This window comes from Rhodococcus sp. 06-235-1A, assembly GCF_002258785.1.
GTDB lineage: Bacteria > Actinomycetota > Actinomycetes > Mycobacteriales > Mycobacteriaceae > Rhodococcoides.
The window spans coordinates 278,970-304,742 of the sequence record NZ_NOYI01000003.1 but is presented as its reverse complement, the minus strand read 5'-3'; the positions used below and the strand labels follow the sequence as shown (position 1 = coordinate 304,742).

The following is a 25,773-nucleotide window of genomic DNA, read 5'->3' as shown; positions in this document are numbered from 1 at the left end:
CCTATGCCGCTGCGCGGACGACGGCGGTGACCTGCTCCGCCGAGAGATCGGCCAGCGCAACGTAGCCTCCGCCGAGACAGGTGGCGAAGTCTGCGGCCAGGCCGAGGCGAACCATTCCCGATTCGCAGTCGACGACGACCGAGGCGATCTTGTCCGATGCGATGCGCCGGGCGGCGATGCGCGCTCGGCCGACGGGGTCGGTGCCTCCGGTCGCTCGGCCGTCGGTCAACGCAACCACCAACGCGCGGCGCAGCGGGTCTCGAACCCGTTCTCGCAGAACCAGATCCCGGGCCTTCAGGAATCCCTGCGCCAACGGAGACCGACCACCGGTCTTCATGTTGCGCAACCGCGTCACGGCCACGTCCACCGATGATGTCGGCGGCAATACCGTCTCGGCTTCCTTGCCGCGCACGGTGATGACGGCGACCTTGTCGCGTCGTTGATACGCATCACGCAGCAGTGACAGCACCGCACCGGTCACCGCCGAGAGTCGATCTCGTGCAGCCATCGATCCCGAGGCATCGACCACGAAGACGATCAAGTTGCCCTCGCGCCCCTCCTTGATCGCGCCCCGAAGATCCGCAGGCTCGAGCTTCAGCCGGCCGGAGGTACGGCCGCGGACGACCTGCTGCTCGGCGGCGGCGAACAACGTGCCGACCAGATGCAGGCCTTTGCCTCGCTCGACGGTGGGCCGCACCGACCGTCCGTGCGAGGAGCGTGACCGCGAGCGTCGACCCGGCGCGCCCTCTCCTACTCCGGGAACCTCGAGCAGCCGGGCCTTGAACTGGGCACCCGGAGTTCCTGCCTGCTTGTTTTTGCCCGTTCCCGAGGGCTGTGGCTCAGGGGTGCCCGAGGTTTCGGTGTCGGGCGACGACGGGGACGACGCCGAACGCTCGGTCCCGTCGGCACTGTCCGGCACCGGTGCTCCCCCGTCGCCGTCCGGCGTCGGGTCGGGATCTGGATCCGGTTGCTGCTCTGCCTGTTCCGCGGCGTCGCGCATGGCGTCGTCCAACTGCTTGTCGTCGATGCCCGGCTCGTCGAACGGGTCGCGTCGACGCCGATGCGGTAATGCCAGCTCCGCGGCGACCCGCACGTCTTCCTCGCCCACCTCGCTCGCGCCCCGCCACGCCGCGTGGGCGGACGCCGTGCGTGCCAGCACCAGATCGGCGCGCATGCCGTCGACATCGAACGACGCGCAGAGGGCCGCGATACGCCGAAGCTCCTTGTCGCTCAACTCCACATCGTCGAGGATCTTCCGGGCGGCCAGAATCTGCTCGGCCACCGCGATATCGTCGTCGCGAAATTGGGCGGCGAACGCGTGCGGATCGCGCTCGTAGTTCATCCGGCGGCGGACGACGTTCATCCGAACATCCACATCACGCGAGGCCGTCACGTCCACTGCGAGACCGAACCGGTCGAGCAGCTGCGGTCGCAGCTCACCCTCCTCGGGGTTCATCGTGCCGACCAAGACGAATTGTGCTGGGTGCGAATGTGATACACCGTCACGCTCGACGTGTACACGGCCCATCGCGGCCGCGTCGAGCAGGACGTCGACCAGATGATCGTGCAGCAGATTCACTTCGTCGACGTAGAGAACGCCGCGGTGTGCAGCTGCGAGCAGGCCGGGCTGGAAGGCGCGTTCACCGTCACGCAGCACCTTCTCGAGGTCGATGGACCCGACCACTCGGTCCTCGGTGGCTCCCACCGGAAGCTCTACGAGTTTCGCCGGACGCGATCCTGCCTCGTCGTCCACTGCCGGCAGCAGCGTCGCGAGCGCACGCACCACCGTCGATTTGGCGGTGCCCTTCTCGCCGCGGACCAGCACACCGCCGATTCCGGGATGCACGGCGCACAGAATCAACGACAGGCGCAGTTGGTCCTGACCGACGATCGCACTGAACGGATATCCCGGTTCGGGAACACTTCCACCTTGCTGCACAGCTATGTCCCTTCGTGCCCGGAGTTCCGCGCCGGGCGTTCGGTAGAAAAACGCGAAGCCGAGCGGCGATCTGGCTGACAGGAGAATCTGCCGAACGGAGAAACTCCTGAACACAGTGGCGGGACCGCGCCTGATTCGTACAGGACTTCTCCGCAACCGACTTCGAACGGAACACTACCGCCGAACGAACGAATGCCACACACGGTAGGTCCGTGTGTGGCATTCGTTCCGGGAGTGGAGCCTGCGGAACGACCTCACCAATTATCGAGTACTGCAGGAGGTCAGGCCTCGCTCCAGGCGGTGCCGCCGCCCCGACGCATCGGGGTGTGCGGAATGCCGTCCTCGAGAACTTCCTCGCCGTCGGGCAGGAAGCCGTGCTTGGCGTACATGTCGACGAGGTAGCTCTGAGCATTGATGCGGCACGGCGCGGAGCCGACCTCGGCGAGCGCTGCCCGCAGGATCCGCGTGGTGTGACCCTGCCCTCGGGCCGAGCGCTGGGTGCAGAGGCGACCGATACGGAACGCCTTCTCGCCGTCGTCGTGCTCCTCGAGCAGACGGAGCGTGCACACCACTTCGCCGTCTCGTTCGAGCCAGAAGTGTCGTGTCTCGGTCAGCAGGTCACGCCCGTCCAACTCCGGATATGCACATGCCTGCTCGACCACGAACACCTCGACACGCAGCTTCAACAGGTCGTACAACGTGTTGTTGGACAGGTCTAGTGCCCATGATCGTTTGAGAGCTGCTGCTTGCGTATTCATACCTTTTGCTATCACACACCCGTGGGCTGTGCGAGCTCACGCGAGTTTTCGAGCTCCAGTGTCTTGGACGTCCAACTCCAGACCTCGTCGAACAACGAGCTGTTCTGGGCCAGCTTGACCCCCAGCGACGGGACCATTTCCTTGAGCTTGGGCTGCCACGCGTCGTACTTGTCGCCGAAGCACCGCTGCAGAACGTCCAGCATGGCCGGGACGGCGGTCGATGCGCCGGGTGAGGCACCGAGCAATCCCGCGATCGTGCCGTCCGCAGCGTTGACCACAGCGGTGCCGAACTCGAGCACGCCGCCGCGACCCTTCTTACGGATGACCTGAACGCGCTGACCTGCGGTGACGAGCTCCCAGTCCTTACCGATGACCGAGGGGGCGAACTCGCGAAGAGTCTCCACCCGATCGGCCTGCGACTGCGCCAGCTCGCTGACGAGATACTTGACGAGCCCGAGTTCGGTCACGCCGACGCCGAGCATGGACATCAGGTTGCCGGGCTTGACCGAGCCGGGCAGGTCGGTGATCTTGCCCTGCTTGAGGAACTTGGGCGACCAGCCGGCGTACGGGCCGAACAGCAGACCCTGCTCACCGTTGATCACTCGGGTGTCGAGGTGCGGCACCGACATGGGAGGAGCGCCCACCGAGGCCTTGCCGTACACCTTGGCCGAATGCTGCTCGATCAGTTCGGGGTTGGTGCACCGCAGCCATTCGCCGCTGACCGGGAAGCCGCCGAATCCCTTGATCTCCGCGATGCCGGACTTCTGCAGCAGGTGCAGTGCGCCGCCGCCTGCGCCGACGAACACGAACTTTGCATTGACGGTCTTCTTCACGCCCGTCCGCTGGTTGGCGACCTTGACGTCCCAGGTGCCGTCGGACTGCTTGGTGATGTTGCGCACATCGTGGCCGAAGTGCACGGTTCCACCCGCGGACGAGAGGTAGTTGAGCAGCTGCTTGGTGAGTGCGCCGAAGTCGACGTCGGTGCCCTCCTGGCTCCAGTTCAGCGCCACCGGATCGGAGAAGTCGCGGCCCTTGGCCATCAACGGCAGTCGCGCCGAGAACTCGTCCTTGGAATCGATGAATTCCATTCCGGCGAACAGCGGGTTGCCGACGAGTGCCTCGTACCGCGCCCGCAGGTACTTGGCGTTGTCGGCCCCGTGCACGAAGCTCACGTGCGGAATGGGGTTGATGAAATTCTTGGCGTCGGAGAGCACGCCGGTCTCGATCCCGTGGGCCCAGAACTGCCGCGACACCTGGAACTGCTCGTTGACGTTGAGCGCCTTGGAGATGTCGACACTGCCGTCTTTGTTCTGCGGCGTGTAGTTCAACTCGCACAGTGCCGAGTGGCCGGTACCCGCGTTGTTCCACGCGTCGCTGCTCTCGGCCGCGGCGGCGTCGAGGCGCTCGTAGACGTCGATCGACCAGTTCGGCTCGAGCTGACGGAGCAGCGCACCGAGGGTGGCGCTCATGATTCCGGCACCGACCAGAACGACGTCGGTCTTGATCCGCTTACCCTGCTCTTCTTTGGACACTGGAGAATCGACTTCCTTGTCTGTGGAGGTCTCGACCGGAGAACTCTGCTGTAGAGGGCTATTCACCCGATGCGGTCAGGTTACTAGCTGGGCCTACCCCATCGGACACCACGTCAACCCGCTCTCGATTGTGCTCCTCGGACGCCGCTCACGGCGCCCACTACAGTTGTGATCTGTGACTACCTGGGTGCCCGACGTCCTCGGCGACGGCTACGAACAGACGACCATTCCACTCGGTGACGATCCGGACGGAGAGGGGCAGGTCGAGGCCACTCTCGTGCGGTATCAACCGTCCGGTGCCTCGAATTTCGAGCGCGCGGTGATCTACGTTCACGGTTTCACCGACTACTTCTTCCAGCGGCACATCGCCGAGCACTTCGCGGCGAAGGGATACGCGTTCTACGCCCTTGACCTGCGTAAGTGCGGGCGTTCGCGCCGCGAGGGCCAGACTGCGCATTTCGTGACCGATCTGGCGATGTACGACGCCGAGTTGAACGAAGCACTGAGCCTGGTACGGGCCGAGCGCGCGGACGCCTCGGTGCTGCTGATGGCGCACTCCACAGGCGGCCTCGTGTTGCCGCTGTGGCTGAACCGTCTCAATCGCCAGGAGGGCGGGTCCGCAGGGTTGGGCTTGGCGGGAGTCGTCCTCAACAGCCCGTGGTTCGACCTGCAGGGCCCGCCCGCCATTCGCAGTGTCGGCACCGCAGCGATCGACGTGATCGGCCGGTTCCGGTCCAAGACTCAGGTCCCCGGTAGTGGGCTCGACACATACGGATTGTCGCTCGCCGCGTCGGAGAACGGCGAATGGGACTACGACCTCGACTGGAAACCGCTCGCGGGCTTTCCCATCACCTTCGGGTGGATTCGCGCCGTCCGCCACGGACACGCCGAGCTGCACCGGGGCCTCGACATCGGCATTCCCTCGCTGATTCTTCGCTCGAAGGTGACGCACTTCTCCCGCCGTTACAGCTCGGCCGTCGACGTCGCGGATGCCGTACTCGACGTTCGTCAGATCGCGCGGTGGGCCGGTTGCCTGGGCGACCGTACGACGATCGTGCCCATCGAGGGAGCCCGCCACGACGTGTTTCTGTCCACCGAAGGTCCGCGGGTACGGGCATTCGAGGAAATGGACGAATGGCTCGAGTGGTTGCACCGAGGAGAAAGCACCGACCATGCGTCGGGCAAGGACCACAGCGAAAGCGGGCACATTTCATGACCGAGCACTTCGACGTCGCGATCATCGGATCCGGATCTGGAAATTCCATCGCCGATTCACGTTTCGACGACCAGAAGATCGCTCTGCTCGAGGAGAACTCCACGTTCGGCGGCACCTGCCTCAACGTCGGCTGCATCCCCACCAAGATGTTCGTGTACGCAGCAGAAGTCGCTCGGACGGTACGAGACTCGGCGAAGTACGGGGTCGATGCCCACGTCGACGCGGTGCGCTGGCCCGACATCGTCGACCGCGTCTTCGGACGGATCGACCCCATCTCCGAGGGCGGTAAGCGCTACCGCGCCGAGGGCAGCCCCAACGTCACATTGTTCGAGGGGCACGCGACGTTCGTCGGCCCCCGCACGATCGACACCGGCACCGGCACCGTCATCACTGCAGACCAGGTAGTCATCGCGGCCGGATCACGTCCGACGGTGCCGCAGTCCATTGCAGATTCGGGTGTCAGCTATCACACCAACAGCGACGTGATGCGCTTACCGACGCTTCCCGAGCATCTGGTGATTCTCGGATCCGGTTACATCGCAGCAGAATTCGCGCATGTGTTCTCTGCCCTCGGCTCGAAGGTGTCCATCGTTGCTCGCAAGGACTCGTTGTTGCGCGCGCTCGATGCCGACATTTCGAAGCGGTTCACCGAATTGGCCCGCGCCAAATGGGACGTCCACCTCGACTCCGGTGAGACCCGCGCCGTGTCCGAGGGCTCATTGCACGGCGTCGAACTGGCCGACGGCACCAAGGTTCTCGGCGACGCGTTCCTTGTGGCCGTGGGCCGCGAACCGAACGGCGATCGCCTCGATCTGGGTAAGGCAGGCATCGAGCTCGACGACAACGGCCGCATCGTGGTGGACGAATTCGGCCGTACGACGGCCGAGGGCGTGTTCGCCCTCGGCGACGTCTCGTCTCCGTACCAGCTCAAGCACGTGGCCAACCAGGAAGCTCGGGTTGTCCAATACAACCTGCTGCAGGACGCGTGGCACGGCGACACCTCCGCATTGCGTGCCAACGACCATCGGTTCGTCCCCGCGGCAGTGTTCACCGATCCGCAGATAGCCGAGGTGGGCATGACCGAGGAACAAGCCCGTGACGCCGGCCTGGACATCACCGTCAAGGTCCAGAACTACGGCGACGTCGCCTACGGCTGGGCGATGGAGGACAGCGAAGGTCTGTGCAAGATCATCGCCGAGAAGGGCACCGGCAAGATCCTCGGAGCCCACATCATCGGCGCACAGGCCCCGACGCTGATTCAGCCCCTCATCCAGGCCATGAGTTTCGGGCTGTCCGCCCAGGACATGGCTCGTGGTCAGTACTGGATTCACCCGGGACTGCCCGAGGTGGTCGAGAACGCTCTGCTGGGTCTCGACCTGTAACTCCGGTTACCAGGGGCTGGTGCGGAGCACGATCTCTGTGGCCAGCTCGGCCGATGCGTCGACGGGGATGTCCCGGACCCCGTCGAGCTGAACCACTCGAAAATCCGAGTAGACGAACCGGCCGCTCGCGTCGGCGGGTGCGCGGCCCAGCGAGGACCCGACGACCAGTGTTGTCGGAAGCTCGACCGGGGGGCAATCCGCGGCGCGGACGGTGCCCTCCTCGTCCGCGATCGCGGGATGGCAACGGTTCACCGCGATCAGACTGGCAAAGCGTCCGAAGGTCTTGGCGGCCAACGTCCAAGCCGACTCCGCACCCGCGCCACTACCGACGAGGTGCACCCACGACAGCTTCAGCTCGTCGAGAACCGCAAGGATCGCGTCGTCGCTGACACCGTCGATGCTTTCCAGCGCAACGGTTTTCAGATCCGAGTTGTGCAGCCGTTCACTGACGGCGTCGAACACATCCACCGGATCGCCTGCATCGGGAAGCAAGAGAACGGCGTGCCTGCTGTCCGGGCCTGCGACTCGCACCGAACATTGCCCACCCGCAGCACTCACATGCGTGAACTCCATGGAGACGACGGTACTGCCTCTTGCGCCGACTCCGCATCGGTTCTATGGTTAGTTACATGAGTAATGAACCAGTGAGGCGACCAACCTCCACGCATCGGCGGTGGTTCTGATGGACGAGGGCAGGCCGATCTTTCTGCAGATCGCCGAGATCGTCGAGAACTCCATCATCGACGGCTCCCTGGCAGAGGAAGAGCAGGTTCCCTCGACCAACGAACTGGCCGCGTTCCATCGAATCAACCCGGCCACCGCAGGTAAGGGACTGGCCAAACTCGTCGCCGACGGCGTCGTCTACAAGAAACGAGGAATCGGAATGTTCGTCACCACAGGGGCTCGCGACGCTCTTCGATTCCGTCGCCGCGACCTCTTCGCACGCCAGTACATCGACCCGCTCGTCACCGAGGCACACAAGCTCGGCATGACCGTCGACGAACTCAAGACAATGCTCGACAACTGGGAGGCAGCGCGATGAGCATCCATGAATTCGATTCGATCGGCGAACGTGGCCGCGTGATCGCGAAGGCCACCCACCTCACGAAGAAGTTCGGCTCGTTCACCGCTGTCGACGACGTGAGCTTCGAGATCGAACACAACAAGATCTACGGCTTTCTCGGCCGTAACGGCGCGGGTAAGACCACCGTCATGCAGATGATGACCGCGCAGATGCGCCAGAGTGCGGGCGAGGTCTCGATATTCGGGCAACACCCGTGGGAGAACCCTATCGCATTGAGTCACATGTGCTTCGTCAAGGAGAGCCAGAAGTACCCCGACGATCTGAAGGTCAAGAACGCCATTTCGCAGGCGGCCCACATTCTCCCGTACTGGGACGACGGCTTCGCGGCCGAATTGCTCCGCGATTTCGATTTGCCTCTGGGCCGCAAGATCAAAAAGCTCTCTCGCGGAATGACGTCGGCTCTCGGAATCGTCATCGGACTCGCGTCACGGGCACCTCTGACCTTCTTCGACGAGCCGTACCTCGGACTGGACGCCGTCTCGCGACACCTGTTCTACGACCGATTGCTGGCCGACTACGCCGAACACCCCAGGACTGTCATCCTGTCCACCCATCTCATCGACGAGGTCAGCGATCTGATCGAACACGTGATCCTCATCGACAAGGGCAAGATCCTGCTCGACGCCGAGTCGGATGCGTTGCGCGAGAGTGCATACGAGGTCACGGGCCCCGCCCCTGCCGTCGATTCGTTCGCGGCGGAACATCGGACGTTGCACCGCACCGCTCTAGGTGCGAGCGCTCGGGCGACGATCGACGGCCGACTCACCGACAGCCAGAAATCGAACGGCGCTGCAGCCGGACTCACCATCGAGGCCGTTCCGTTGCAGCAGTTGATCATCGAACGCACCACCGCCGACACCGAGGGGGCAGTCTCATGAAACGAATACTGAACGTCGCTCGAATCCACAACACCTCCTGGGCAACGACATTCGCGTGGCCGCTGGGAATTCTCGCGATCGTTTTCTTCATTACCTACGCTTTGTTCTCCGTCATTCCGGACACCGAATCGGACTTCAATTTCACCGGCGGAGTATTCGCGGTGTACGGCTTCGCCATTGCCTTCTATGTCACCGCCATCACCCAGGTCTTCCCCTTCGCGTCGAGTCTGAGCATCACCAGGCGTGAGTTTCTCACTGCCACGGCTCTGGTAGGCGTGGCGCAGTCCGTCGCGATCGGCACGATCGTGTACGTGTTGTCGGTGATCGAGACCGCGACAGGTGGCTTCGGTAGGAAAATTCGGATGTTCGGAATCGTCCGCTACGTCACCGACAATCCTGTGCTTCAGTGGGCCACCCTCGTGATCGGCCTGCTGCTGATCGGTTCCGTCGGTGCTTTCGTCGGAGTGGTGTATCGGCGCTTCCGTACGAACGGTCTGTTCACCCTCGGACTGGTCGCCCTCATCATCTTCGGCGGCGGTGCCATCGTGATCACCTGGCAGAACTGGTGGCCGAATATCGGCACATTCTTCACCGACACCCCACGCATTCTTCTGCTGGTGGTCATCCCCTTGATCAGCACCGCGGTGCTGTCCGCAGCCAGCTGGGTCGGACTTCTCAAAGCAACTGCGTGACAATCTTTTTGAACGCAGGATCGACGCCGTGCTCGATGAGATCGAGTACGGCGTCGACGTCGAGGTTGTCTTCCACCAGATCGGCCAGCAGGTCCAACTGCTGCTCCCGCAGTGCCGCGACCGACGTAGCAGGGGCCACCAGAAATCCCTCGCGACCCGACTTCGCCGCCACCCAGGCAAGGAAGGATCGTCTGAAATCGTCGGACTCGAGAAGGCCGTGCCAGTGAGTTCCGACGACGCTGCCACGCACACTGCCCTCGCGAACACCCGACGCCGCAGTCAGCAGTGCATCGTCCCCGCTACGAACAACTCGTCCGTGATGAATCTCGTACCCGGACAACGAACTCGAGTCGAACAGCACCGACCGACCCGACACCTGCGCGAGTACCTTGTCGGCTGCGAACTCGATATCGAGATCGAGCAGCCCGAGCCCCTCGACCACACCGACACCCGACTCCACCGGGTCCGAGATGGTTCGACCGAGCATCTGGTAGCCGCCGCAGATACCCAGAACCGGAAGCCCGGCAGCCCCGCGTGCCGCGATCGCATCGGCAAGGCCGTTGCGCCGCAACCACTCCAGATCCGACACCGTGGACTTGCTGCCGGGGACGACCACCAGATCCACATCGTCGAGCCGAGAGGGCTCGGTGACCCAGTGCACCGACACTCCGGGCTCGCACGCCAGCGCCTCCACATCGGTCGTATTGGAGATTCTCGGCAACCGCACCGCCGCCACCCGTAACCACTGGGATCCGACGGGAGGACGCGGCCTCCCCACCGGAGCATCGGCAACTGTTCCGAGGGAATCCTCGGCGTCCATCCACAATCCGTCCGCGAACGGGACCACTCCATACGTCGGCCGCCCCGTCAGCGCACGCAACTGATCGAGACCCGGTGCCAACAGAGCCGGATCGCCGCGAAACTTGTTGATGACGAATCCCGCCACGAGCGCCTGATCTTCGGGAGACAGCACCGCGACCGTGCCGAACAGATGGGCGAGCACTCCCCCACGATCGATGTCCCCCACCACGATCACCGGCAGCGACGCCGCCGCCGCAAGACCCATGTTGGCCAGGTCGGTCGCGCGCAGATTGATCTCGGCGGGCGAACCCGCGCCCTCGCAGATCACCACATCGAATTCTGCACGCAGAGAGGCCAACTCGTCGGCGACCACCGCCCGCAGCGCTGTCCGATGCTCGATGTAGTTGCTCGCGCTCACCTGCGCCACCGCCCGACCACGTACCACCAACTGCGAGGTTCGGTCGCTTCCCGGCTTCAGCAACACCGGATTGAAGCGCACACTCGGCTCGAGTCCGCAGGCCTCCGCCTGCATCGCCTGGGCCCGACCGATTTCACCGCCGTCGAGCGTGACCACCGAATTGTTGGACATGTTCTGCGCCTTGAACGGAGCCACCCGCACGCCGCGCCGCGCCAACATCCGGCACAAACCGGCGACCAACACACTCTTGCCCGCATCCGACGTCGTCCCCGCAACCAGCAGGGCACCTCTCAGGCTCACGGCAGGGTTTTTCTGTTCACTCCGCAGGCTCCGCTCACGGGAGAGTCAGGATCTCGCTACCCGTGTCGGTGACCACCAGGGTGTGCTCGAACTGCGCCGTCCACTTGCGATCGTGCGTGACCACCGTCCAGCCGTCGTCCCACATCTCGGCGTTGATCGTGCCCAGGTTGATCATCGGTTCGATCGTGAAGGTCATTCCCGGCTCGATGACGGTGTCCACCGACGGCTGGTCGTAGTGCAGAACGACGAGGCCGTTGTGGAAGGTGGTACCGATGCCGTGACCGGTGAAGTCCTCGACCACGCCGTAACCGAACCGGTGGGCATACGACTCGATGACCCGGCCGATCACGTTCAGGGCACGACCCGGCTTGACCGCCTTGATGGCACGCATCGTCGCTTCGTGGGTACGTTCGACCAGCAGGCGGGCTTCTTCGGAGACATCGCCCGCCAAGAAGGTCGCGTTGGTGTCGCCGTGGACACCGTCGATGTACGCGGTGACGTCGATGTTGACGATGTCGCCGTCCTCGATCACCGTGGAATCCGGAATGCCGTGGCAGATGACTTCGTTGAGCGAGGTGCAGCACGACTTCGGAAAGCCCCTGTAGCCCAACGTCGACGGGTAGGCGCCGTGATCGAGCATGTACTCGTGGGCAATCCGGTCGAGCTCGTCGGTGGTCACGCCGGGGGCCACTGCCCGACCCGCTTCCTGCAGCGCCCTGGCCGCGATCTTCGACGCCACGCGCATCTTCTCGATGACCTCGGGAGTCTGTACCCACGGTTCGCTGCCTTCGGCAACGGTCGACTTCCAGGCGTACTCGGGGCGCTCGATCGACTTGGGCACCGAACGGACGGGCGATACGACGCCTGGTACGAGTGGCTGACGGGGCTTGCTCTCGGCGGTCACAGACATGAAAACCAGAGTAGTCGGCCTGCGAGCGAGTCCACGACGCAGCGCCGCGGATGTCCGATGCACTCGAACCGCCGTTCCCGCAACCGGATATGATCTGGGTCACGTTCACCGCCGGCGAAGCCGACTCGAGAAAGGAAGTGTCGTGGTTCACTCGAATCTGCTGCGACCTCGGGACGGCGATGCGCTTCGCGCCGAACTGCGCCAGGTGGCGGCGGCGTCCGACGTACCAGTCGTGTTCGGCGGGGAAGTGTCTTCGGACACCTTGTTCTTGAGCGAGTTCCACGGCACCCGCACCCGCGGACTCGACGGACTCGCCATCCCACCCAGATCCGGACTCGGTGGCCGGGTCATGGAGCAGCGCCGACCGGCAGCGGTGAGTGATTACGGATCATCGATGTCGATCACCCATCACTTCGATCGACCGGTGCTCGGCGAAGGCCTCAAATCGATCCTCGCGGTGCCCGTCGTGGTGGCGGGAGTCGCTCGAATCGTCATGTACGCGGCGGTGCGCGAGCGCGGCCCGCTCGGTGATCGCGTCGGCGACATCATGACGACGGCCGCCAGGCGTCTCGGCCAGGAGATCGCCGTGCGAGACGAGGTCGACCGCCGACTCCGCCTGCTCTCGACCACCCGATCGATACTCGACTCGGATGTCTCCCGCACGGCCGAACTGCGCAGCGTCCACGAGGAACTGTCCGAGCTCGCCCGTTCGATCGGTGACGCAGCGATACGGCGCAGACTCGACGCGGTGGCAGCGCGGGTGGCCGCGTCACTCGGTCAGCAGGTGCCCCACGACCCACGGGCCGGGGAGATGTCGCAGATGTTGACACCACGCGAAATCGACGTCATCTCGCAGGTTGCCCTGGGCTGCACCAACATCGAGGTCGCTGCACGCCTGTCGATCGGTGCCGAGACGGTCAAGTCGTATCTACGCAGCGTCATGCGAAAGACAGAGTCGCACACCCGATACGAGGCCGTGGTGGCGTGTCGACGGCTCGGCGTGCTGCCTTCCTGAGCCGGACATACCTCAGCAACCAGACGTACCTCGGAGCCGTCAGTACCCGGACGGAAGTTGCTCGAACATCTCTCTGGTCACCGCAACGGCGTTGTCGGAGCTGCCCCCACGCACCACGAGCGTGGCGAACGCGATATCGCCGCGGTAGCCCACGAACCACGAATGCGATCCGCCCTCCACTTCGGCCTCGCCGGTCTTCCCGTAGACCTCACCCTGATCTGCGATGCGCTCGGCCGTACCGCTGGTGACCACCGATCGCATCATTCCGCGCAGTCCGTCGACCATCGCCGGTTCGATCGGCGGGTGATCGCCGGTGATCGCTGTATCGCGGCCCACCAGCAGGTTCGGCACCGGCGTCGAGCCGTGCGCCACGGTCGCAGCGGCCAAGGCCATACCGAACGTCGAGACGACCACTTTGCCCTGCCCGAAACCGTCCTCGGTGCGCTGAACCAACTCTTCGGCAGGAGGCACGGAACCCGAGTCGGTCGGCAGGCCGACGACGTCGTAGTCCGGTCCGACGCCGAACTGAGATGCCGCCACGGTCAACGCGTCGGGCGACATCTCGCTCGCGAGCTTCGCGAACGAGGTGTTGCACGATCGAGTGAACGCGGTACTCATCGTCACGTCGCCGAGCGCGAATTCGTTGTAGTTGGGCACGCTGCGCTCGCCGATCTCGATGCGACCCGGACACGGGACGGTGCTGCCCGGGGTCGCCAGACCGCTCGAGATGGCAGCGCCGGCGGTGATGATCTTGAATGTCGATCCAGGCGGGTAGAGGCCGGCGGACGCGACCGGTCCGTCTCGGTCGGCGGCCGGGTTCTGCGCCACCGCGAGGATGGCACCGGTGGACGGCTGGATGACCACCGTCATCGCCTGCTCCGTACGCGCGTTCACCGCTCGCTGCGCCGCGACCTGAATGTTCCGATCGAGGCTGATCGAGAAGGACGGCGCAGGTTGGGGCGGAGTGTCGGTGAGGACGTCGATGTCGACGCCGTTGCGGTTGGTGGTAACAACACTCCAGCCCGCCTTGCCGTCGACCTCGTCGATGACGGCCTTCTTGACCTGACCGACCAGATCGGGCGCGAACGTGGGATCGGTGGACACCAGGTCCGATTCGTCGGACGCCGTGACACCGGGGATCTCGGTGAGTGCAGCCGAAATGGGTTGAAAATCGCTGTCTCGCAACAGCGCCACCGGATAGTCGCCGTCGACCGACGTGGCCGACTCCACGATGGACTGCGCCGTGATCGACGCGTCGAACGGCGTCAGCAATGTCGAGAGCGCAGTCGCCGAGGCCACCACGTTGTTGTTCGCAGTGGCCGCGTCGAACTTGATGCGATGCACGACGCCGGGCACCAGCACGTCGGTACCGGAACGCTCGTTCACGCGTGCCCGCGGGGCTGCCGTCGACCGCAGCGACATGGTTTGGGTGTCGCCGAGCTTGGGATGGATGTCCGACGCCGTCCAGCGCACCACCCACTCACCCTCGCTGCGCCCCATGTTCAGCTGACCGTCGTAGGTCCACACCCGATCCTTCGGCAGCTGCCACGTGTAGGTGTAGCCGACCGTGGCGGTGTCGCCGTCGACCTGCACCGATGTCGTCTCGGCATCGAGGGCCTCGGCCTGGAGGTTGGTCCACGTCTCGGTGAGTGCAGTGGCCGCAGCGTCGGGCTTGTCGGTGTCCGCTGCCGCAGCGGCGATGTCGTTCGACTCGAATGCGGCGAGGAATTCCTGAGCAGCCGGCTCCGGGCCGTCGGGCTTCGGGGTGCAGCCGGTGAGGGACGCAGTGACGACGGCTCCGATCGCCAGCACTGCGCCGACTCGTGAACGCGTCTCGGTTGCACCACGTGATCTCATTGCGCCCCATCGTAAAGGGACGCGCCCCCTACCGGCGGCAACGAATCGCGGTTTGCGACAAGCTAATCGAGCAATACGGTCGTGAACGTCGCGACCTGGGTCAGGCCGATCTTCGCGTAGGCGCGCCGGGCGACATAGTTGAAGCTGTTGACGTACAGGCTGGCCGTTCGGCCCTGGCGGACCACCGAGTTCACCACTGCCGCCGTACCCGACGCCCCAAGGCCGTGACCCCTGCGATCGGGATGAACCCACACTCCTTGAATCTGGCCCACCGTCGCCGACTGCGATCCGATCTCGGCCTTGAACACCACTCGGCCGTCCTCGAACCGAGCCCAGGCGCGCTGCGCCGCAATGAGACTGGCGATCCGACGACGGTAGCCTCGGCCCCCGTCGTTCAGTCGCGGGTCGACACCGACTTCCTCGATGAACATGGCAACGGCCGCGGAGAGGTACACGTCGAGCTCGTCGGGTCGCACGAGACGAACCTGAGGATCGGGAGGAACGGTCGACCGAACCGACGTGGCCAGCAGTGGTTGCTCACCGCGCACCTCGCGAGCAGGCCCCCAGTCGGTCTCGAGCATCTCCCACAGCGGAAGCGTCAACTCGGCTCGGCCGACCAGCGAGGAACACAACCGTGGGCCGCGGCACGCACGATCTGCGAAAGATCGGAGATCGTCGCCCGATCCGAGCAGGGGGACGAGGTTCGCGCCGTAGAAGCACAACGATTCGTCCGGGCCGCCCCTGCTCCACATCTCGCCGTGGAACGACCTCGGGTCGAGTCCGGATTCCTGAACCCGAGCTGCCACCATGCAGGTAGCGACCGGGTCGGCGTCGAGCACCCGCAGTACGTGTGCGGTATCTCGACTACCGAGAGGCTTCGCACCGAGGAGCTTGAGCACCTACCGACCTCCTGAACCACCTACCGCAGACACATCGACCGAGCGTGCACCGAATCATTCCAGAGAACCTGTTCCCCCGGAGGCAGAGCGGCAAACCGGGCATCTATCGGATCACCCCTGCTCAGCTGACGGTCACCACCGGTGCGCCGCCTTCTGCAGTCTCGTCCTTCTCGAATTCCTCGGCGATACGCATGGCTTCCTCGATCAAGGTCTCCACGATCTGCGCCTCGGGCACCGTCTTGATGACCTTGCCCTTGACGAAGATCTGCCCCTTGCCGTTGCCGGATGCCACTCCCAGGTCCGCATCGCGTGCCTCACCCGGCCCGTTCACGACGCAACCCATCACGGCGACGCGCAGGGGAATCTCCATGCCTTCGAGTCCCGCGGTGACCTCGTCGGCAAGGGTGTACACGTCGACCTGCGCACGCCCACAGGACGGGCAGGAGACGATCTCCAGCTTGCGGGGACGCAAGTTGAACGACTGCAGAATCTGGTTGCCGACCTTGATCTCCTCGGCGGGCGGCGCCGACAACGACACCCGAATGGTGTCGCCGATTCCGCGCGAGAGCAACGCTCCGAAGGCCACAGCCGACTTGATGGTGCCCTGGAAGGCGGGGCCCGCCTCGGTGACGCCGAGGTGCAGCGGGTAATCGCACTGCGCCGCGAGTTGCTCGTAAGCGGCAACCATGACAACCGGATCGTTGTGCTTGACGGAGATCTTGATGTCCCCGAACCCGTGTTCTTCGAACAACCCCGCTTCCCACAGCGCCGATTCGACGAGCGCCTCCGGGGTGGCCTTGCCGTACTTCTTCATCAAGCGGGGGTCGAGAGACCCGGCGTTGACGCCGATGCGGATCGGAATGTTCGCGTCGCCGGCAGCCTTGGCGACTTCTTTGACTCGGCCGTCGAACTCCTTGATGTTGCCCGGGTTGACACGCACCGCGGCGCAGCCTGCATCGATCGCCGCGAAGATGTACTTGGGCTGGAAGTGGATGTCGGCGATCACCGGAATCTGGCTCTTCTTGGCGATGATCGCCAACGCATCGGCGTCATCCTGTGTGGGGCATGCCACACGCACGATGTCGCAGCCCGACGCCGTCAGCTCCGCGATCTGCTGCAGCGTGGCGTTGATGTCGTGAGTTTTGGTGGTGCACATGGACTGCACCGAAATAGGGCTGTCACTACCCACTCCCACCGAGCCGACCTGGAGCTGCCTGGTCTTTCGACGTGGCGCGAGTACGGGCACCGGCGGTGCGGGCATTCCCAATCCGACTGACACGGACACAGTGGCCTTCTTTCCTAGCTACGACTGTCGAGTCTACTTAGAACAATTGAATCGGGTTGACGATGTCCGCCGTGAGCGTCAACAAGGAGAACCCGATGAAAACGACGATGACCACGTAGGTGACCGGCATCAGTTTCATGTAGTCCACCGGTGCCCCGTCGGGCAGCCCCCGACGATTGCGGAAGATGTTGCGGATGCGCTCGTATATGGTCACGGCGATGTGTCCACCGTCCAACGGCAACAGCGGCACGATGTTGAATGCTCCGAGGAAAAAGTTCAGGGACGCGAGCAATCCGACGAATGTCGCCCAATTGTTGGTCTCCGCGGCCTGACCACCGATGACACTGGCACCGACCACGCTCATCGGAGTGTCGAGGCCACGTTCGCCGCCGAATATCGAATCCCACAGGGCCTCCACCTTCGTCGGTAGCTGCACGAGAGCTTTGCCGGTCTGCACGAAGATCTCACCGGTGAAGGCGAACGTCTCGGGTACCGCCTCGATCGGGTTGTACGTGATGTTCGGCGGCGGACCTCCGGTGACACCTACCGCCCCGACCGTCGTCGATTCCTTCGCTCCGGTGTCGGGATCGACGACGTATCGCTGAACCTGCGTGACCGGGACCGTGATCGTCTGCGATGCGCCGTTGCGATCCACCGTCAACTCGACCGAGCCGGTCGAGCCTTGAATGGCCAGAACCGCGTCGGACCAGACCTCCGCGGGCTTGCCGTCCACAGCGGTGATGATGTCGCCCGTGCGTAGTCCGGCTGCAGCGGCCGGACCGTCGCCCGAGCACTCCGAGAGTTCACCGTCCTGCGTCTGTGTCGTGCTGACGCAGACGACACCCTGGACCGTGGTCGTTGGAGTGACCCGATCCGGGGTTCCCCAGCCCAGAACCAAGGCGTAGACCAGCACGATTCCCAGCACGAAGTTCATCGCGATGCCGCCGACCATGACGACGATGCGCTTCCACGTCTTCTGGCGGTACATCGCTCGCTCGACTTCGTCGGGTGCGAGCTCGTCGATCGCCGTCATTCCGGCGATATCGCAGAATCCTCCGGCCGGGATCGCCTTGAGACCGTATTCGGTCTCGCCGCGCCGGAAGGAGAAGATCTTGGGGCCGAAACCGATGTAATAGCGGCGGACCTTCATGCCGAGCGCTTTCGCGGTCCACATGTGTCCTGCCTCGTGCAGTGCGATCGACACACCGATGCCGACGGCGAACAACACGACGCCCAGTGCGAACACCATGTGAGTCAGAGGCCCTTCTGCTTCAGGAGCTCACGCGCATGTGCGCGAGCCCAGGAATCCGCCGCGAGAACATCGTCCACGGTAGTCGGCACCGCCGACCAATCCGCACGACCGTCGTCGACGACCGCACGCACCGTCTGCACGATCTGCGGGAACTCGATGCGCTCGGCCAGGAATGCCTCGGCCGCGATCTCGTTGGACGCGTTGTACACCGCAGTCATGCAACCGCCCAGTATGCCCGCCTCACGTGCGAGCTGTACGGCGGGAAACACCCGATCGTCCAGCGGCTCGAAGTCCCAGGAGAACGCCGAGGTGAAGTCGAGTGCGCGACCGACATCGGGCACGCGATCCGGCCATCCGAGCGCCAGGCCGATGGGCAGCTTCATGTCCGGCGGGCTGGCCTGCGCAATGGTGGAGCCGTCGACGAATGTCACCATCGAATGCACGATGGACTGCCGGTGAACGGTCACGTCGATCTTCTCGTAGGGCACTCCGAAGAGCAGGTGCGCCTCGATCAACTCGAGTCCCTTGTTCACCAGGGTCGCCGAGTTCAGAGTATTCATCGGACCCATCGACCAGGTGGGATGCGCCGCAGCCTGCTTCGGGGTGACCGACTTCAATTCGGTCTCGGTCCACCCTCGGAACGGTCCACCCGACGCGGTCAGGATCAACCGATCCACCTCGCTGCGGGTGCCGCTTCGCAGGCACTGCGCCAACGCCGAGTGCTCCGAGTCCACCGGCACGATCTGCCCGGGGGCGGCGGCGGCCAGTACCAGCTCGCCGCCTGCCACCAACGATTCCTTGTTTGCCAATGCGAGCCGGGCACCGGTCTTCAGCGCCGCGAGCGTCGGTTCCAGACCGAGCGAACCCACCAGCGCGTTGAGCACCACGTCGGCCGGAGTCGACTCGACGAGCTCGGTGACTGCCCGTGGCCCACTGAGCACACCTGGTAAGTCGAGTTCGGTGGCTGCGCCCGGGTCTGCCACGGCGACGCGTCGGACACCGGTTTCGGCGATCTGACGGCGGAGCAGTTCGATGTTTCCGCCGCCCGCTGCGAGACCGACGACGACGAAGCGATCCGGGTTCGCCGCGATGACATCGAGTGCTTGGGTTCCGATCGAACCGGTGCTCCCCAGCAACAGCACGCGAATCGGTTCGGGGCGATCCGAGGCGGTCGTTCGCTCACTATGGTCTGGCACCGGTCCATTGTTGCCTACCGAGTCTGAGAAACCCCTATGCGCTCGCCCGTTGCTGGCACTCTGGAGGGCATGGACGTCTCGAGGTACCGCACGGCATCGTTCAACTATGCCGATGTGGGAGCGACGAAGAACACCTTCCCTGCCCGATACCACCACGTCACCGAATCACGAGTGATCGGATCCGGGTTGAAGGACTTCGTTGCTGCGGCAGACGCCCTGATGCAGTGGGACATGCACCGCGGCGCAGGCCTGAAGGTCCACTCGAGCGAGAAATCCGCCGTCCCCGACGCCGTGGTCGTGCTCACCCTCGGGCCGATACGCATTCCGTGCCGGGTCGTCTACGTCATCGACGAGGCCAACCGTCAGGGCTTCGCCTACGGCACCCTCGACGGCCATCCCGAGTCCGGTGAGGAGCTGTTCCACGTCGACTACTCCCCCGCCGACGGAACCGTCACCGCGCACATCGCCGCGTTCTCGAGCCCGGGCCGTTGGTACACCAGGCTCGGCGGTCCGGTGGGCCGGCGGGTCCAGTCGCTGTTCACCGACCGCTACCTGACTGCGCTGGCGGCGGTCTGCCGGTCGCCGCAGTGACGTTTCCCTACTGAATCACGCGCTGGGCGGGTGCGCGGCGCGCCAGTGCTCGGCGATGTCGATTCGCTTTGCGACCCACACCTTCTCGTGCGATTGCACATGATCGAGAAATCGCTCGAGAGCCGCGATTCGAGCAGGCCTGCCGACCAGCCTGCAGTGCAATCCGACCGAGAGCATCTTGGGACAGCCGTTCTCGCCTTCGGCGTAGAGCACGTCGAACGCGTCCCGCAGGTGCGCATAGAACTCGTCCCCGGTCGAGAAGCCTCCCGGCGACGCGAATCGCATGTCGTTGGTATCGAGGGTGTACGGCACCACCAGGTGATCGACCGTCCCACTGCCCGTGGACACCTTCTCCCAATAGGGCAGATCATCGGCGTAGGAATCGGAGTCGTAAACGAATCCGCCGTGCTCGACGACGAGCGATCGGGTGTTCGGTGAGTCGCGGCCGGTGTACCACCCCAGCGGGGCCGAGCCGGTCAGACCCTGCAGGATGGCCACCGCCTCGGCCATGTGCTCGCGCTCGACGTTCTCGTCGATCTGCTGGTAGGACAGCCATCGCAGTCCGTGGCAGGCGATCTCGTGGCCCAACTCCGCCAGTGCGGCAACCACTTCCGGGTTCCGTTCCATCGCCTTGGCGACGGCGAACACGGTCAGCGGCAGACCTCGCTTCTCGAACGCCCGGAGTACCCGCCATACACCCGCCCTGGATCCGTACTCGTACAGCGACTCCATACTCATGTGTCGATTCGGAAATGCTTGCGCACCGATCATTTCCGACAGGAATGTCTCCGACTTGGTGTCACCGTCGAGAACGTTGTTCTCCGCGCCCTCCTCGTAGTTGAGGACGAACTGGACGGCGATGTTGGCGTCACCGGGCCACTGCGCGTGTGGCGGCGTTCGCCCGTACCCCACCATGTCCCTGGGGTAGCTCAGCGGAAACTGGGTCAGCGGATGCGGAAGGCGCTCGGACGTCACTGTCGCAGTCTCTCACCGAAGCCGATATTCGCGCCGGGTGAGCACAACCCTGATGGCTACGACGGGCGGTCGTATGCCAATATTGTCGAAACGCGGCAGCCTCGACGCCTCGTGCGCACGTCAACGTGAATCATCACCCGAGAGGACCGACCCGGTGGCAAACAACGAACTGGAAACCGCTTCGTACGACCAGGTCGTCGATACCCGTCACGAGGTTCCGGACGTACCGTCCGCCGAGTGGGGCTGGAGTGGCGAGTCGAACCGCGCCATGCGAGTGGCCGCCATCGTCGTTGCGGCGTTCCTGCTCTTGATGATGATCGGCAACCACACCGGCAAAGTCGAGGATCTGTGGTTGATCGGATTCGCCGTGACGCTCGTCGGGTTGGTCGTTCGTGACGTGATCGTCCGCCGCAAGCCCCGCTAGCAGCGGATCAGTTCTCGGCGGCGAGCTGACCGCACGCAGCTGCGATCTCCTGACCACGGGTGTCGCGCACAGTGCACGAGACACCCTGCGCGATGACCCTGCGGACGAACTCTCGCTCCACCGGCTTCGGGCTGGCATCCCACTCGCTGCCCGGCGTCGGGTTGAGCGGAATCAGGTTCACGTGCACCCGGGAGCCGAGTGCCTTATGCAGCTTCTTGCCCAGCATGTCCGCTCGCCACGGCTGATCGTTGACGTCTCGGATCATCGCGTATTCGATCGAGACACGACGACCGGTCCGATCTGCGTAATACCTCGCCGCCGACAACACCTCTGCCACCGACCACCGGTTGTTGACCGGAACCAGTGTGTCGCGGAGTTCGTCGTCGGGCGTGTGCAACGACACCGCCAGCGTGACCGACAGACCCTCGTCGGCCAGCTTGCGGATGGCCGGTGCCAGACCGACCGTCGATACCGTGACCGAACGCTGCGACAGGCCGAGCCCGTCGGGTGCGGGCGAGACGATCTTGCGCACTGCGGAGACAACCCGCTTGTAGTTGGCCAGCGGCTCGCCCATCCCCATGAACACGACGTTCGACAGACGACCCTCACCGCCGGGAACCACGCCGTCGCGCATGTCCGCCGCGGCCGAGCGGACCTGATCGACGATCTCGGCCGTCGACAGGTTCCGTGTCAGGCCCGCTTGACCGGTGGCACAGAACGGGCAGGCCATTCCGCAACCGGCCTGGCTCGAGATGCACAACGTCGCACGGTCCGGGTACCGCATGAGGACGCTCTCGAGCAACGTTCCGTCGTTGGCTTTCCACAGGGTCTTGCGGGTGTCACCGTCGTCACACGCCAGATGTTTGATCGCCGTGAGCAAGGTGGGAAAGAGGTCGGCTCCCACCTTCTCGCGAGCCTCGGCCGGAAGATCCGTCATCTTCGTGGTGTCGGCTTCGAGCCGGCCGTAATAGTGCCGAGCCAGTTGGTCGGCACGGAACGCAGGTAGGCCGAGTGCCTTCACGGCCTCGCGCAAGCCCTCCCTGTCGAGATCGGCGAGGTGGCGTGAGGGCATACCGCGACGTGGGGCGGTGAAGACCAGGGGAAGATTCGGCCTCTTCTGCTCGGTCGAGGTGTTCGTTGCGTCGGCGGCCTCACTCATGCCTCCATTGTCCACCCGATCGCCTCGCAGTCCTATTCGCATCTGTTTCCGTCCGTTACCCGATGGGTATCGAGGTCGTGGCCGGATGCGCGTGCATTCGGCACTCACGTGCGGAAGGATCATCGACATGGCCACCAGAGCTGACGACAGTCACGAGACATCGCTGGACAAATCGAGCGCGGGCTACCCCGGCGACCACAGCGCTTCGGGTGACCTCGCTCCGATCACGACTCCGGATTCGGAGGGTCATTCCGCTCCCGACCCCGAGTTCGTCCCGGAGCGACAGACCACCACCTCGGCCGACATCGCTCATACTCGTACTGCCGCACTGTGGACCGGCCTGGTGGTCGGAGCCGTGGTCCTGGTGATTCTGCTCGTCTTCATCGTGCAGAACCTGGATTCGGTGACCGTGCAGATCTTCGCCTGGCAGCTCGATCTGCCGCTCGGCATCAGCATGCTGTTGGCCGCAATCGCGGGCGCACTGGTGATGGCGATGGTGGGCGGAGCTCGAATCCTTCAAGTGCGGCGCTCTGCGAAGAAGAAGTAGCGCGGCTCGTGAACACTATGTACAGAAGCTGGCGCTGACTCACTGAATCGATCAGGCTGGGGGTGCCCCACTTCACTCGAGGAGCATGACGTGACAACTTTCATGGAGACACCAGTGGCTTCCGGCGTTGCCCCCGACCGAGCACGGTCCTGGCTGCTGGTTCCCGGTACCAAGCCCGACACCTTCAGCGATGCCGTGGCGTCGGAAGTCGACGCAGTGATCCTCGACATCGAGGACGCGGTGGCTCCGGCCAAGAAGCCCGCCGCTCGCGAGGCCGTCGTCCGGTGGCTGAATGACGGAAATTCGGCATGGGTCCGCATCAACGATGCAACGACCCCGTACTGGGCCGACGACCTTGCTGCACTGTCCGGCCTTCCCGGCCTGGTCGGTGTCATGCTCGCCAAGACCGAGAGCGGTGGACAGGTCGAGGCCACCGCGGCCCGTCTGGCACCCGGTACACCGATCCTGGCACTGGTGGAGTCGGCCATGGGACTCGAAGCGGCAACCGAGATCGCCCGCGCAGATTCGACCTTCCGTCTCGCGTTCGGTAGCGGCGACTTCCGTCGCGACACCGGCATGAGCGACGACCCGCTGGCCATGGCCTACCCGCGATCACGCCTGGTCGTATCCTCGCGCGCCGGGCGTCTGCCGGGCCCCATCGACGGACCGACGCTGACGGCCAACGACAGCATCCTCGGTCGCGATGCCGCTCTGACCTTGTCCATGGGCATGACCGGCAAGTTGTGTATGCATTCCGAGCAGGCCGCCATCGTCAATCGCGAGCTCGCCCCGTCGCCGAACGACGTGTCGTGGGCGCTCGAGGTGATCGATGCTCTCGGTGCCGATGGAGCTCACGTCAAGGACGGCAGCGATCTGCCACGTCTGGCCAAGGCCCTCAAGATCAGCGAGTCGGCCGAGGTCTTCGGGATTTCCGCCGCCTCCTGACCTCGCGCCTCGTCGACACGAGTCACCCACCGGCACGACGAAGTTCGATTCCGGACGGCTTGTGCCGAACGTGCAGTCGATACCGAACGTCGAATGCGGTGCCGTCGACCGCTGTCATCGCTCGGCGTGCGACCCTCGGACCGAACTCGATTCCCAGCACGTCGCTCAGCACGCGACGATTCGGAAACGACCACCTCGTGTCGACACGGGTGAGGTCGAACCCCTGCGCGGCGAAGAACGCCTCGACCGCAGCCGGGTCGTAGTGCGGCAGATCGGATCGCATCCAGTCGCCGTAGGGCGATGCTGTCGCGTCCAGATCCACGACGACCAATGTGCCACCGGGCGCGAGCACTCGCATGGCGTCGACGATCCCCGGTCCGCATCCTGGCCCGAAGAAGTACGCGGTGCGCGCATGTACGAGGTCGACCGATCCGTCGACGACGGGTAGCGCATCCGCCCGCCCAGTCTCGACCGCGACATTCGACAGGTCTGCGACTCTCGCTCGTGCCAACTCGACGAGCGGCTCGTGCGGCTCGACACCCACCACGCGCTCGGCGTCCGCAGCGAAGATCGGAAGATGAAAACCGCTGCCGCAGCCGACGTCGACGACCGTCTTCGACGCCCAGTCCGCGGCCGAACGGATTGCCTCGAACAGGGCACCGTCGACATCCTGAGCACGGTTCTCCGCCTCGTAGAGATGTGGCCAGTGCCAGATGTTCGGACTCGGGATCACCCCGGAGCGGTCGCCGGGCTTCCGTGCAGGCACTCGGTTCAGAGCAGCACGGTGAAGACGAGCCACGCAACGAAGGCCGAAGGCAGCAGCGAGTCGAGTCTGTCCATGATGCCGCCGTGCCCGGGTAACAAAGTTCCCATGTCCTTGATACGCAGGTCGCGCTTGACCTGAGATTCGATGAGGTCGCCCAGTGTTCCGGTGACCACCAGCATCACCCCGAGCAGCACTCCGATCATGGAGTTGGCCCCGAGAATCAGCGTGACCGTCAACAGGCAGCCGATGACGCAGAAGATGAGCGACCCGACGAGCCCTTCCCACGACTTCTTGGGGCTGATGGCCGGTGCCATCGGATGCTTCCCGAACAGCACGCCCGCGATGTACCCGCCGACATCGGAGCACACGACACCGATGACGAACACCAGAATGCGGCCTGCCCCGTCGTCCTGGAGCACCATCAGTACGGTGAACGAGGCCAACAGCGGCAACCAGCATGCCACCAGAACCGTGACGGAGAGTTCTTCGAGGTAATTCTTCGGGGCTGTACCGAACCCCTGCCGCAACAGCAGCCACACCATGCAGACCAGGACGGTGCCCACCGCCCCGCTGAGCACGCCGACAGCACCGAACGGCCAGCCTAGCCAGATCATGGCCTGCCCGCCGAGGATCAATGGAATACGCGGTACGAGCACGCCACCCTCGCGCAGCCGCTTGGACACCTCGTACGTGGCGATGGCCAGCGCAACGGCCACCACGCCGATCCACACCAGCGGCACGAACACCAGGACGAGGATCAGGCCGATTCCCAGGCTCCCACCGACACCGATCGCGGCGGGGAGATTACGGCCCGCTTTGCCTGCGGACTTTGCGGCAGCGACCCCGGACGACGCAGCGGGCGTACCGCTGCCCTCCTGCCGATCCGGTCCCACCACTGTCGTCAACTCCTCGAGATTCATCGTCTTCTGTCGTGAAAAAGTGCTGCCTGCAG

General features: G+C 64.5%; 25 protein-coding genes. 10 read left to right on the top strand and 15 right to left on the bottom strand.

The window, feature by feature from the left end:
- Position 1: 1 nt before the first annotated feature.
- The 3 genes from CH275_RS03305 to mqo form a co-directional block, all read right to left on the bottom strand.
- Entirely contained in the window at positions 2-1,945 is a 1,944-nt protein-coding gene (locus CH275_RS03305; RefSeq protein ID WP_094675397.1) for a magnesium chelatase subunit D family protein, read from the bottom strand.
- A 275-nt stretch (positions 1,946-2,220) separates the two neighbouring features.
- The gene (locus CH275_RS03300) at positions 2,221-2,697 is read right to left on the bottom strand and encodes a GNAT family N-acetyltransferase (protein ID WP_032377066.1); all 477 of its coding nucleotides are present in this window, start codon (positions 2,695-2,697) and stop codon (positions 2,221-2,223) included.
- An 11-nt stretch (positions 2,698-2,708) separates the two neighbouring features.
- On the bottom strand, positions 2,709-4,229 hold the full coding sequence (gene mqo / locus CH275_RS03295) for a malate dehydrogenase (quinone) (RefSeq protein WP_094675059.1): 1,521 nt from the start codon (positions 4,227-4,229) through the stop codon (positions 2,709-2,711).
- Between the two features lie 175 nt (positions 4,230-4,404).
- Here mqo and CH275_RS03290 point away from each other — a divergent pair, with 175 nt between their 5' ends.
- Together CH275_RS03290 and mtr are read left to right on the top strand one after the other, a co-directional pair.
- Positions 4,405-5,445, top strand: a complete 1,041-nt coding sequence (locus CH275_RS03290; RefSeq protein ID WP_179275946.1) for an alpha/beta hydrolase — start codon at positions 4,405-4,407, stop codon at positions 5,443-5,445.
- The gene (gene mtr / locus CH275_RS03285; protein WP_094675057.1) at positions 5,442-6,827 is read left to right on the top strand and encodes a mycothione reductase; all 1,386 of its coding nucleotides are present in this window, start codon (positions 5,442-5,444) and stop codon (positions 6,825-6,827) included. The genes CH275_RS03290 and mtr overlap by 4 nt, the downstream gene beginning before the upstream one ends.
- A 6-nt stretch (positions 6,828-6,833) precedes the next feature.
- Here the strand turns inward: mtr and CH275_RS03280 are convergent, their stop codons facing one another.
- Positions 6,834-7,400: an alpha/beta fold hydrolase gene (locus CH275_RS03280; protein WP_094675055.1), complete on the bottom strand. Its 567-nt coding sequence runs from the start codon at positions 7,398-7,400 to the stop codon at positions 6,834-6,836.
- A 106-nt stretch (positions 7,401-7,506) separates the two neighbouring features.
- On the opposite strand from CH275_RS03280, the gene CH275_RS03275 reads away from it, so the two are divergent.
- The 3 genes from CH275_RS03275 to CH275_RS03265 are packed head-to-tail and all read left to right on the top strand — an operon-like array spanning position 7,507 to position 9,481.
- The gene (locus tag CH275_RS03275; protein WP_179275965.1) at positions 7,507-7,869 is read left to right on the top strand and encodes a GntR family transcriptional regulator; all 363 of its coding nucleotides are present in this window, start codon (positions 7,507-7,509) and stop codon (positions 7,867-7,869) included.
- On the top strand, positions 7,866-8,789 hold the full coding sequence (locus tag CH275_RS03270; protein ID WP_094675053.1) for an ABC transporter ATP-binding protein: 924 nt from the start codon (positions 7,866-7,868) through the stop codon (positions 8,787-8,789). The genes CH275_RS03275 and CH275_RS03270 overlap by 4 nt, the downstream gene beginning before the upstream one ends.
- The gene (locus tag CH275_RS03265; protein ID WP_094675051.1) at positions 8,786-9,481 is read left to right on the top strand and encodes an ABC transporter permease; all 696 of its coding nucleotides are present in this window, start codon (positions 8,786-8,788) and stop codon (positions 9,479-9,481) included. The genes CH275_RS03270 and CH275_RS03265 overlap by 4 nt, the downstream gene beginning before the upstream one ends.
- Here the strand turns inward: CH275_RS03265 and CH275_RS03260 are convergent.
- Together CH275_RS03260 and map are read right to left on the bottom strand one after the other, a co-directional pair.
- Entirely contained in the window at positions 9,465-10,994 is a 1,530-nt protein-coding gene (locus tag CH275_RS03260) for a cobyric acid synthase (RefSeq protein ID WP_094675392.1), read from the bottom strand. The genes CH275_RS03265 and CH275_RS03260 overlap by 17 nt on opposite strands.
- 40 nt (positions 10,995-11,034) lie before the next feature.
- Complete coding sequence (map, locus tag CH275_RS03255; protein ID WP_094675049.1) at positions 11,035-11,910, bottom strand: type I methionyl aminopeptidase; 876 nt, start codon at positions 11,908-11,910, stop codon at positions 11,035-11,037.
- 142 nt (positions 11,911-12,052) lie between these two features.
- Here map and CH275_RS03250 point away from each other — a divergent pair, with 142 nt between their 5' ends.
- A complete protein-coding gene (locus CH275_RS03250; RefSeq protein ID WP_256990832.1) occupies positions 12,053-12,925 on the top strand; it encodes a helix-turn-helix transcriptional regulator in 873 nt (290 codons plus the stop codon).
- A 39-nt stretch (positions 12,926-12,964) separates the two neighbouring features.
- On the opposite strand, the gene CH275_RS03245 is transcribed toward CH275_RS03250, so the two are convergent.
- The 5 genes from CH275_RS03245 to dxr all read right to left on the bottom strand — a co-directional run bounded on the left by CH275_RS03245 (position 12,965) and on the right by dxr (position 19,414).
- Complete coding sequence (locus tag CH275_RS03245) at positions 12,965-14,782, bottom strand: penicillin-binding transpeptidase domain-containing protein (RefSeq protein WP_179275945.1); 1,818 nt, start codon at positions 14,780-14,782, stop codon at positions 12,965-12,967.
- 62 nt (positions 14,783-14,844) lie between these two features.
- Positions 14,845-15,681 (bottom strand): GNAT family N-acetyltransferase, encoded by an 837-nt coding sequence (locus CH275_RS03240; RefSeq protein ID WP_094675045.1) that lies wholly within the window; start codon positions 15,679-15,681, stop codon positions 14,845-14,847.
- Between the two features lie 121 nt (positions 15,682-15,802).
- Positions 15,803-16,942 carry a flavodoxin-dependent (E)-4-hydroxy-3-methylbut-2-enyl-diphosphate synthase gene (gene ispG, locus CH275_RS03235; protein ID WP_094675388.1) on the bottom strand — a complete coding sequence of 380 codons (1,140 nt, stop codon included), beginning with the start codon at positions 16,940-16,942 and terminating at the stop codon, positions 15,803-15,805.
- Between the two features lie 61 nt (positions 16,943-17,003).
- Complete coding sequence (locus tag CH275_RS03230; RefSeq protein ID WP_094675043.1) at positions 17,004-18,215, bottom strand: M50 family metallopeptidase; 1,212 nt, start codon at positions 18,213-18,215, stop codon at positions 17,004-17,006.
- 5 nt (positions 18,216-18,220) lie between these two features.
- A complete protein-coding gene (gene dxr / locus CH275_RS03225; protein WP_256990831.1) occupies positions 18,221-19,414 on the bottom strand; it encodes a 1-deoxy-D-xylulose-5-phosphate reductoisomerase in 1,194 nt (397 codons plus the stop codon).
- Between the two features lie 69 nt (positions 19,415-19,483).
- Here dxr and CH275_RS03220 point away from each other — a divergent pair, with 69 nt between their 5' ends.
- Positions 19,484-20,005: a DUF1990 family protein gene (locus CH275_RS03220; RefSeq protein WP_094675386.1), complete on the top strand. Its 522-nt coding sequence runs from the start codon at positions 19,484-19,486 to the stop codon at positions 20,003-20,005.
- A gap of 15 nt (positions 20,006-20,020) precedes the next feature.
- On the opposite strand, the gene puuE is transcribed toward CH275_RS03220, so the two are convergent.
- The gene (gene puuE / locus CH275_RS03215) at positions 20,021-20,920 is read right to left on the bottom strand and encodes an allantoinase PuuE (protein WP_179275964.1); all 900 of its coding nucleotides are present in this window, start codon (positions 20,918-20,920) and stop codon (positions 20,021-20,023) included.
- Positions 20,921-21,134: 214 nt separating this feature from the next.
- Between puuE and CH275_RS03210 the strand changes: the two genes are divergently transcribed.
- The gene (locus CH275_RS03210) at positions 21,135-21,404 is read left to right on the top strand and encodes a DUF2631 domain-containing protein (protein WP_179275943.1); all 270 of its coding nucleotides are present in this window, start codon (positions 21,135-21,137) and stop codon (positions 21,402-21,404) included.
- Positions 21,405-21,411: 7 nt separating this feature from the next.
- Here CH275_RS03210 and rlmN read toward each other — a convergent pair whose 3' ends face one another.
- Positions 21,412-22,563 (bottom strand): 23S rRNA (adenine(2503)-C(2))-methyltransferase RlmN, encoded by a 1,152-nt coding sequence (gene rlmN, locus CH275_RS03205; RefSeq protein ID WP_094675382.1) that lies wholly within the window; start codon positions 22,561-22,563, stop codon positions 21,412-21,414.
- 127 nt (positions 22,564-22,690) lie between these two features.
- On the opposite strand from rlmN, the gene CH275_RS03200 reads away from it, so the two are divergent.
- Both CH275_RS03200 and CH275_RS03195 read left to right on the top strand, forming a co-directional pair.
- Positions 22,691-23,110 carry a LapA family protein gene (locus CH275_RS03200; protein WP_094675380.1) on the top strand — a complete coding sequence of 140 codons (420 nt, stop codon included), beginning with the start codon at positions 22,691-22,693 and terminating at the stop codon, positions 23,108-23,110.
- A gap of 102 nt (positions 23,111-23,212) precedes the next feature.
- Positions 23,213-24,055, top strand: coding sequence for an HpcH/HpaI aldolase/citrate lyase family protein (locus CH275_RS03195; RefSeq protein ID WP_094675038.1), 843 nt, complete (start codon positions 23,213-23,215; stop codon positions 24,053-24,055).
- Positions 24,056-24,077: 22 nt separating this feature from the next.
- On the opposite strand, the gene CH275_RS03190 is transcribed toward CH275_RS03195, so the two are convergent.
- Together CH275_RS03190 and CH275_RS03185 are read right to left on the bottom strand one after the other, a co-directional pair.
- A complete protein-coding gene (locus CH275_RS03190) occupies positions 24,078-24,788 on the bottom strand; it encodes a class I SAM-dependent methyltransferase (protein ID WP_094675378.1) in 711 nt (236 codons plus the stop codon).
- Positions 24,789-24,826: 38 nt separating this feature from the next.
- On the bottom strand, positions 24,827-25,741 hold the full coding sequence (locus tag CH275_RS03185) for a phosphatidate cytidylyltransferase (RefSeq protein ID WP_094675036.1): 915 nt from the start codon (positions 25,739-25,741) through the stop codon (positions 24,827-24,829).
- Positions 25,742-25,773 lie beyond the last annotated feature (32 nt).

Coding starts and splice junctions, on each gene's coding strand:
- map (WP_094675049.1), bottom strand. CDS start 11,910: ATGTCTGTGACCGCCGAGAGCAAGCCCCGTCAGCCACTCGTACCAGGC.
- mtr (WP_094675057.1), top strand. CDS start 5,442: ATGACCGAGCACTTCGACGTCGCGATCATCGGATCCGGATCTGGAAAT.
- CH275_RS03220 (WP_094675386.1), top strand. CDS start 19,484: ATGGACGTCTCGAGGTACCGCACGGCATCGTTCAACTATGCCGATGTG.
- CH275_RS03185 (WP_094675036.1), bottom strand. CDS start 25,741: ATGAATCTCGAGGAGTTGACGACAGTGGTGGGACCGGATCGGCAGGAG.
- CH275_RS03200 (WP_094675380.1), top strand. CDS start 22,691: ATGGCCACCAGAGCTGACGACAGTCACGAGACATCGCTGGACAAATCG.
- CH275_RS03245 (WP_179275945.1), bottom strand. CDS start 14,782: ATGAGATCACGTGGTGCAACCGAGACGCGTTCACGAGTCGGCGCAGTG.
- CH275_RS03270 (WP_094675053.1), top strand. CDS start 7,866: ATGAGCATCCATGAATTCGATTCGATCGGCGAACGTGGCCGCGTGATC.
- ispG (WP_094675388.1), bottom strand. CDS start 16,942: ATGCCCGCACCGCCGGTGCCCGTACTCGCGCCACGTCGAAAGACCAGG.
- puuE (WP_179275964.1), bottom strand. CDS start 20,920: ATGGTGGGGTACGGGCGAACGCCGCCACACGCGCAGTGGCCCGGTGAC.
- CH275_RS03230 (WP_094675043.1), bottom strand. CDS start 18,215: ATGGTGTTCGCACTGGGCGTCGTGTTGTTCGCCGTCGGCATCGGTGTG.
- rlmN (WP_094675382.1), bottom strand. CDS start 22,563: ATGAGTGAGGCCGCCGACGCAACGAACACCTCGACCGAGCAGAAGAGG.
- CH275_RS03195 (WP_094675038.1), top strand. CDS start 23,213: ATGGAGACACCAGTGGCTTCCGGCGTTGCCCCCGACCGAGCACGGTCC.
- CH275_RS03265 (WP_094675051.1), top strand. CDS start 8,786: ATGAAACGAATACTGAACGTCGCTCGAATCCACAACACCTCCTGGGCA.
- CH275_RS03280 (WP_094675055.1), bottom strand. CDS start 7,400: ATGGAGTTCACGCATGTGAGTGCTGCGGGTGGGCAATGTTCGGTGCGA.
- CH275_RS03300 (WP_032377066.1), bottom strand. CDS start 2,697: ATGAATACGCAAGCAGCAGCTCTCAAACGATCATGGGCACTAGACCTG.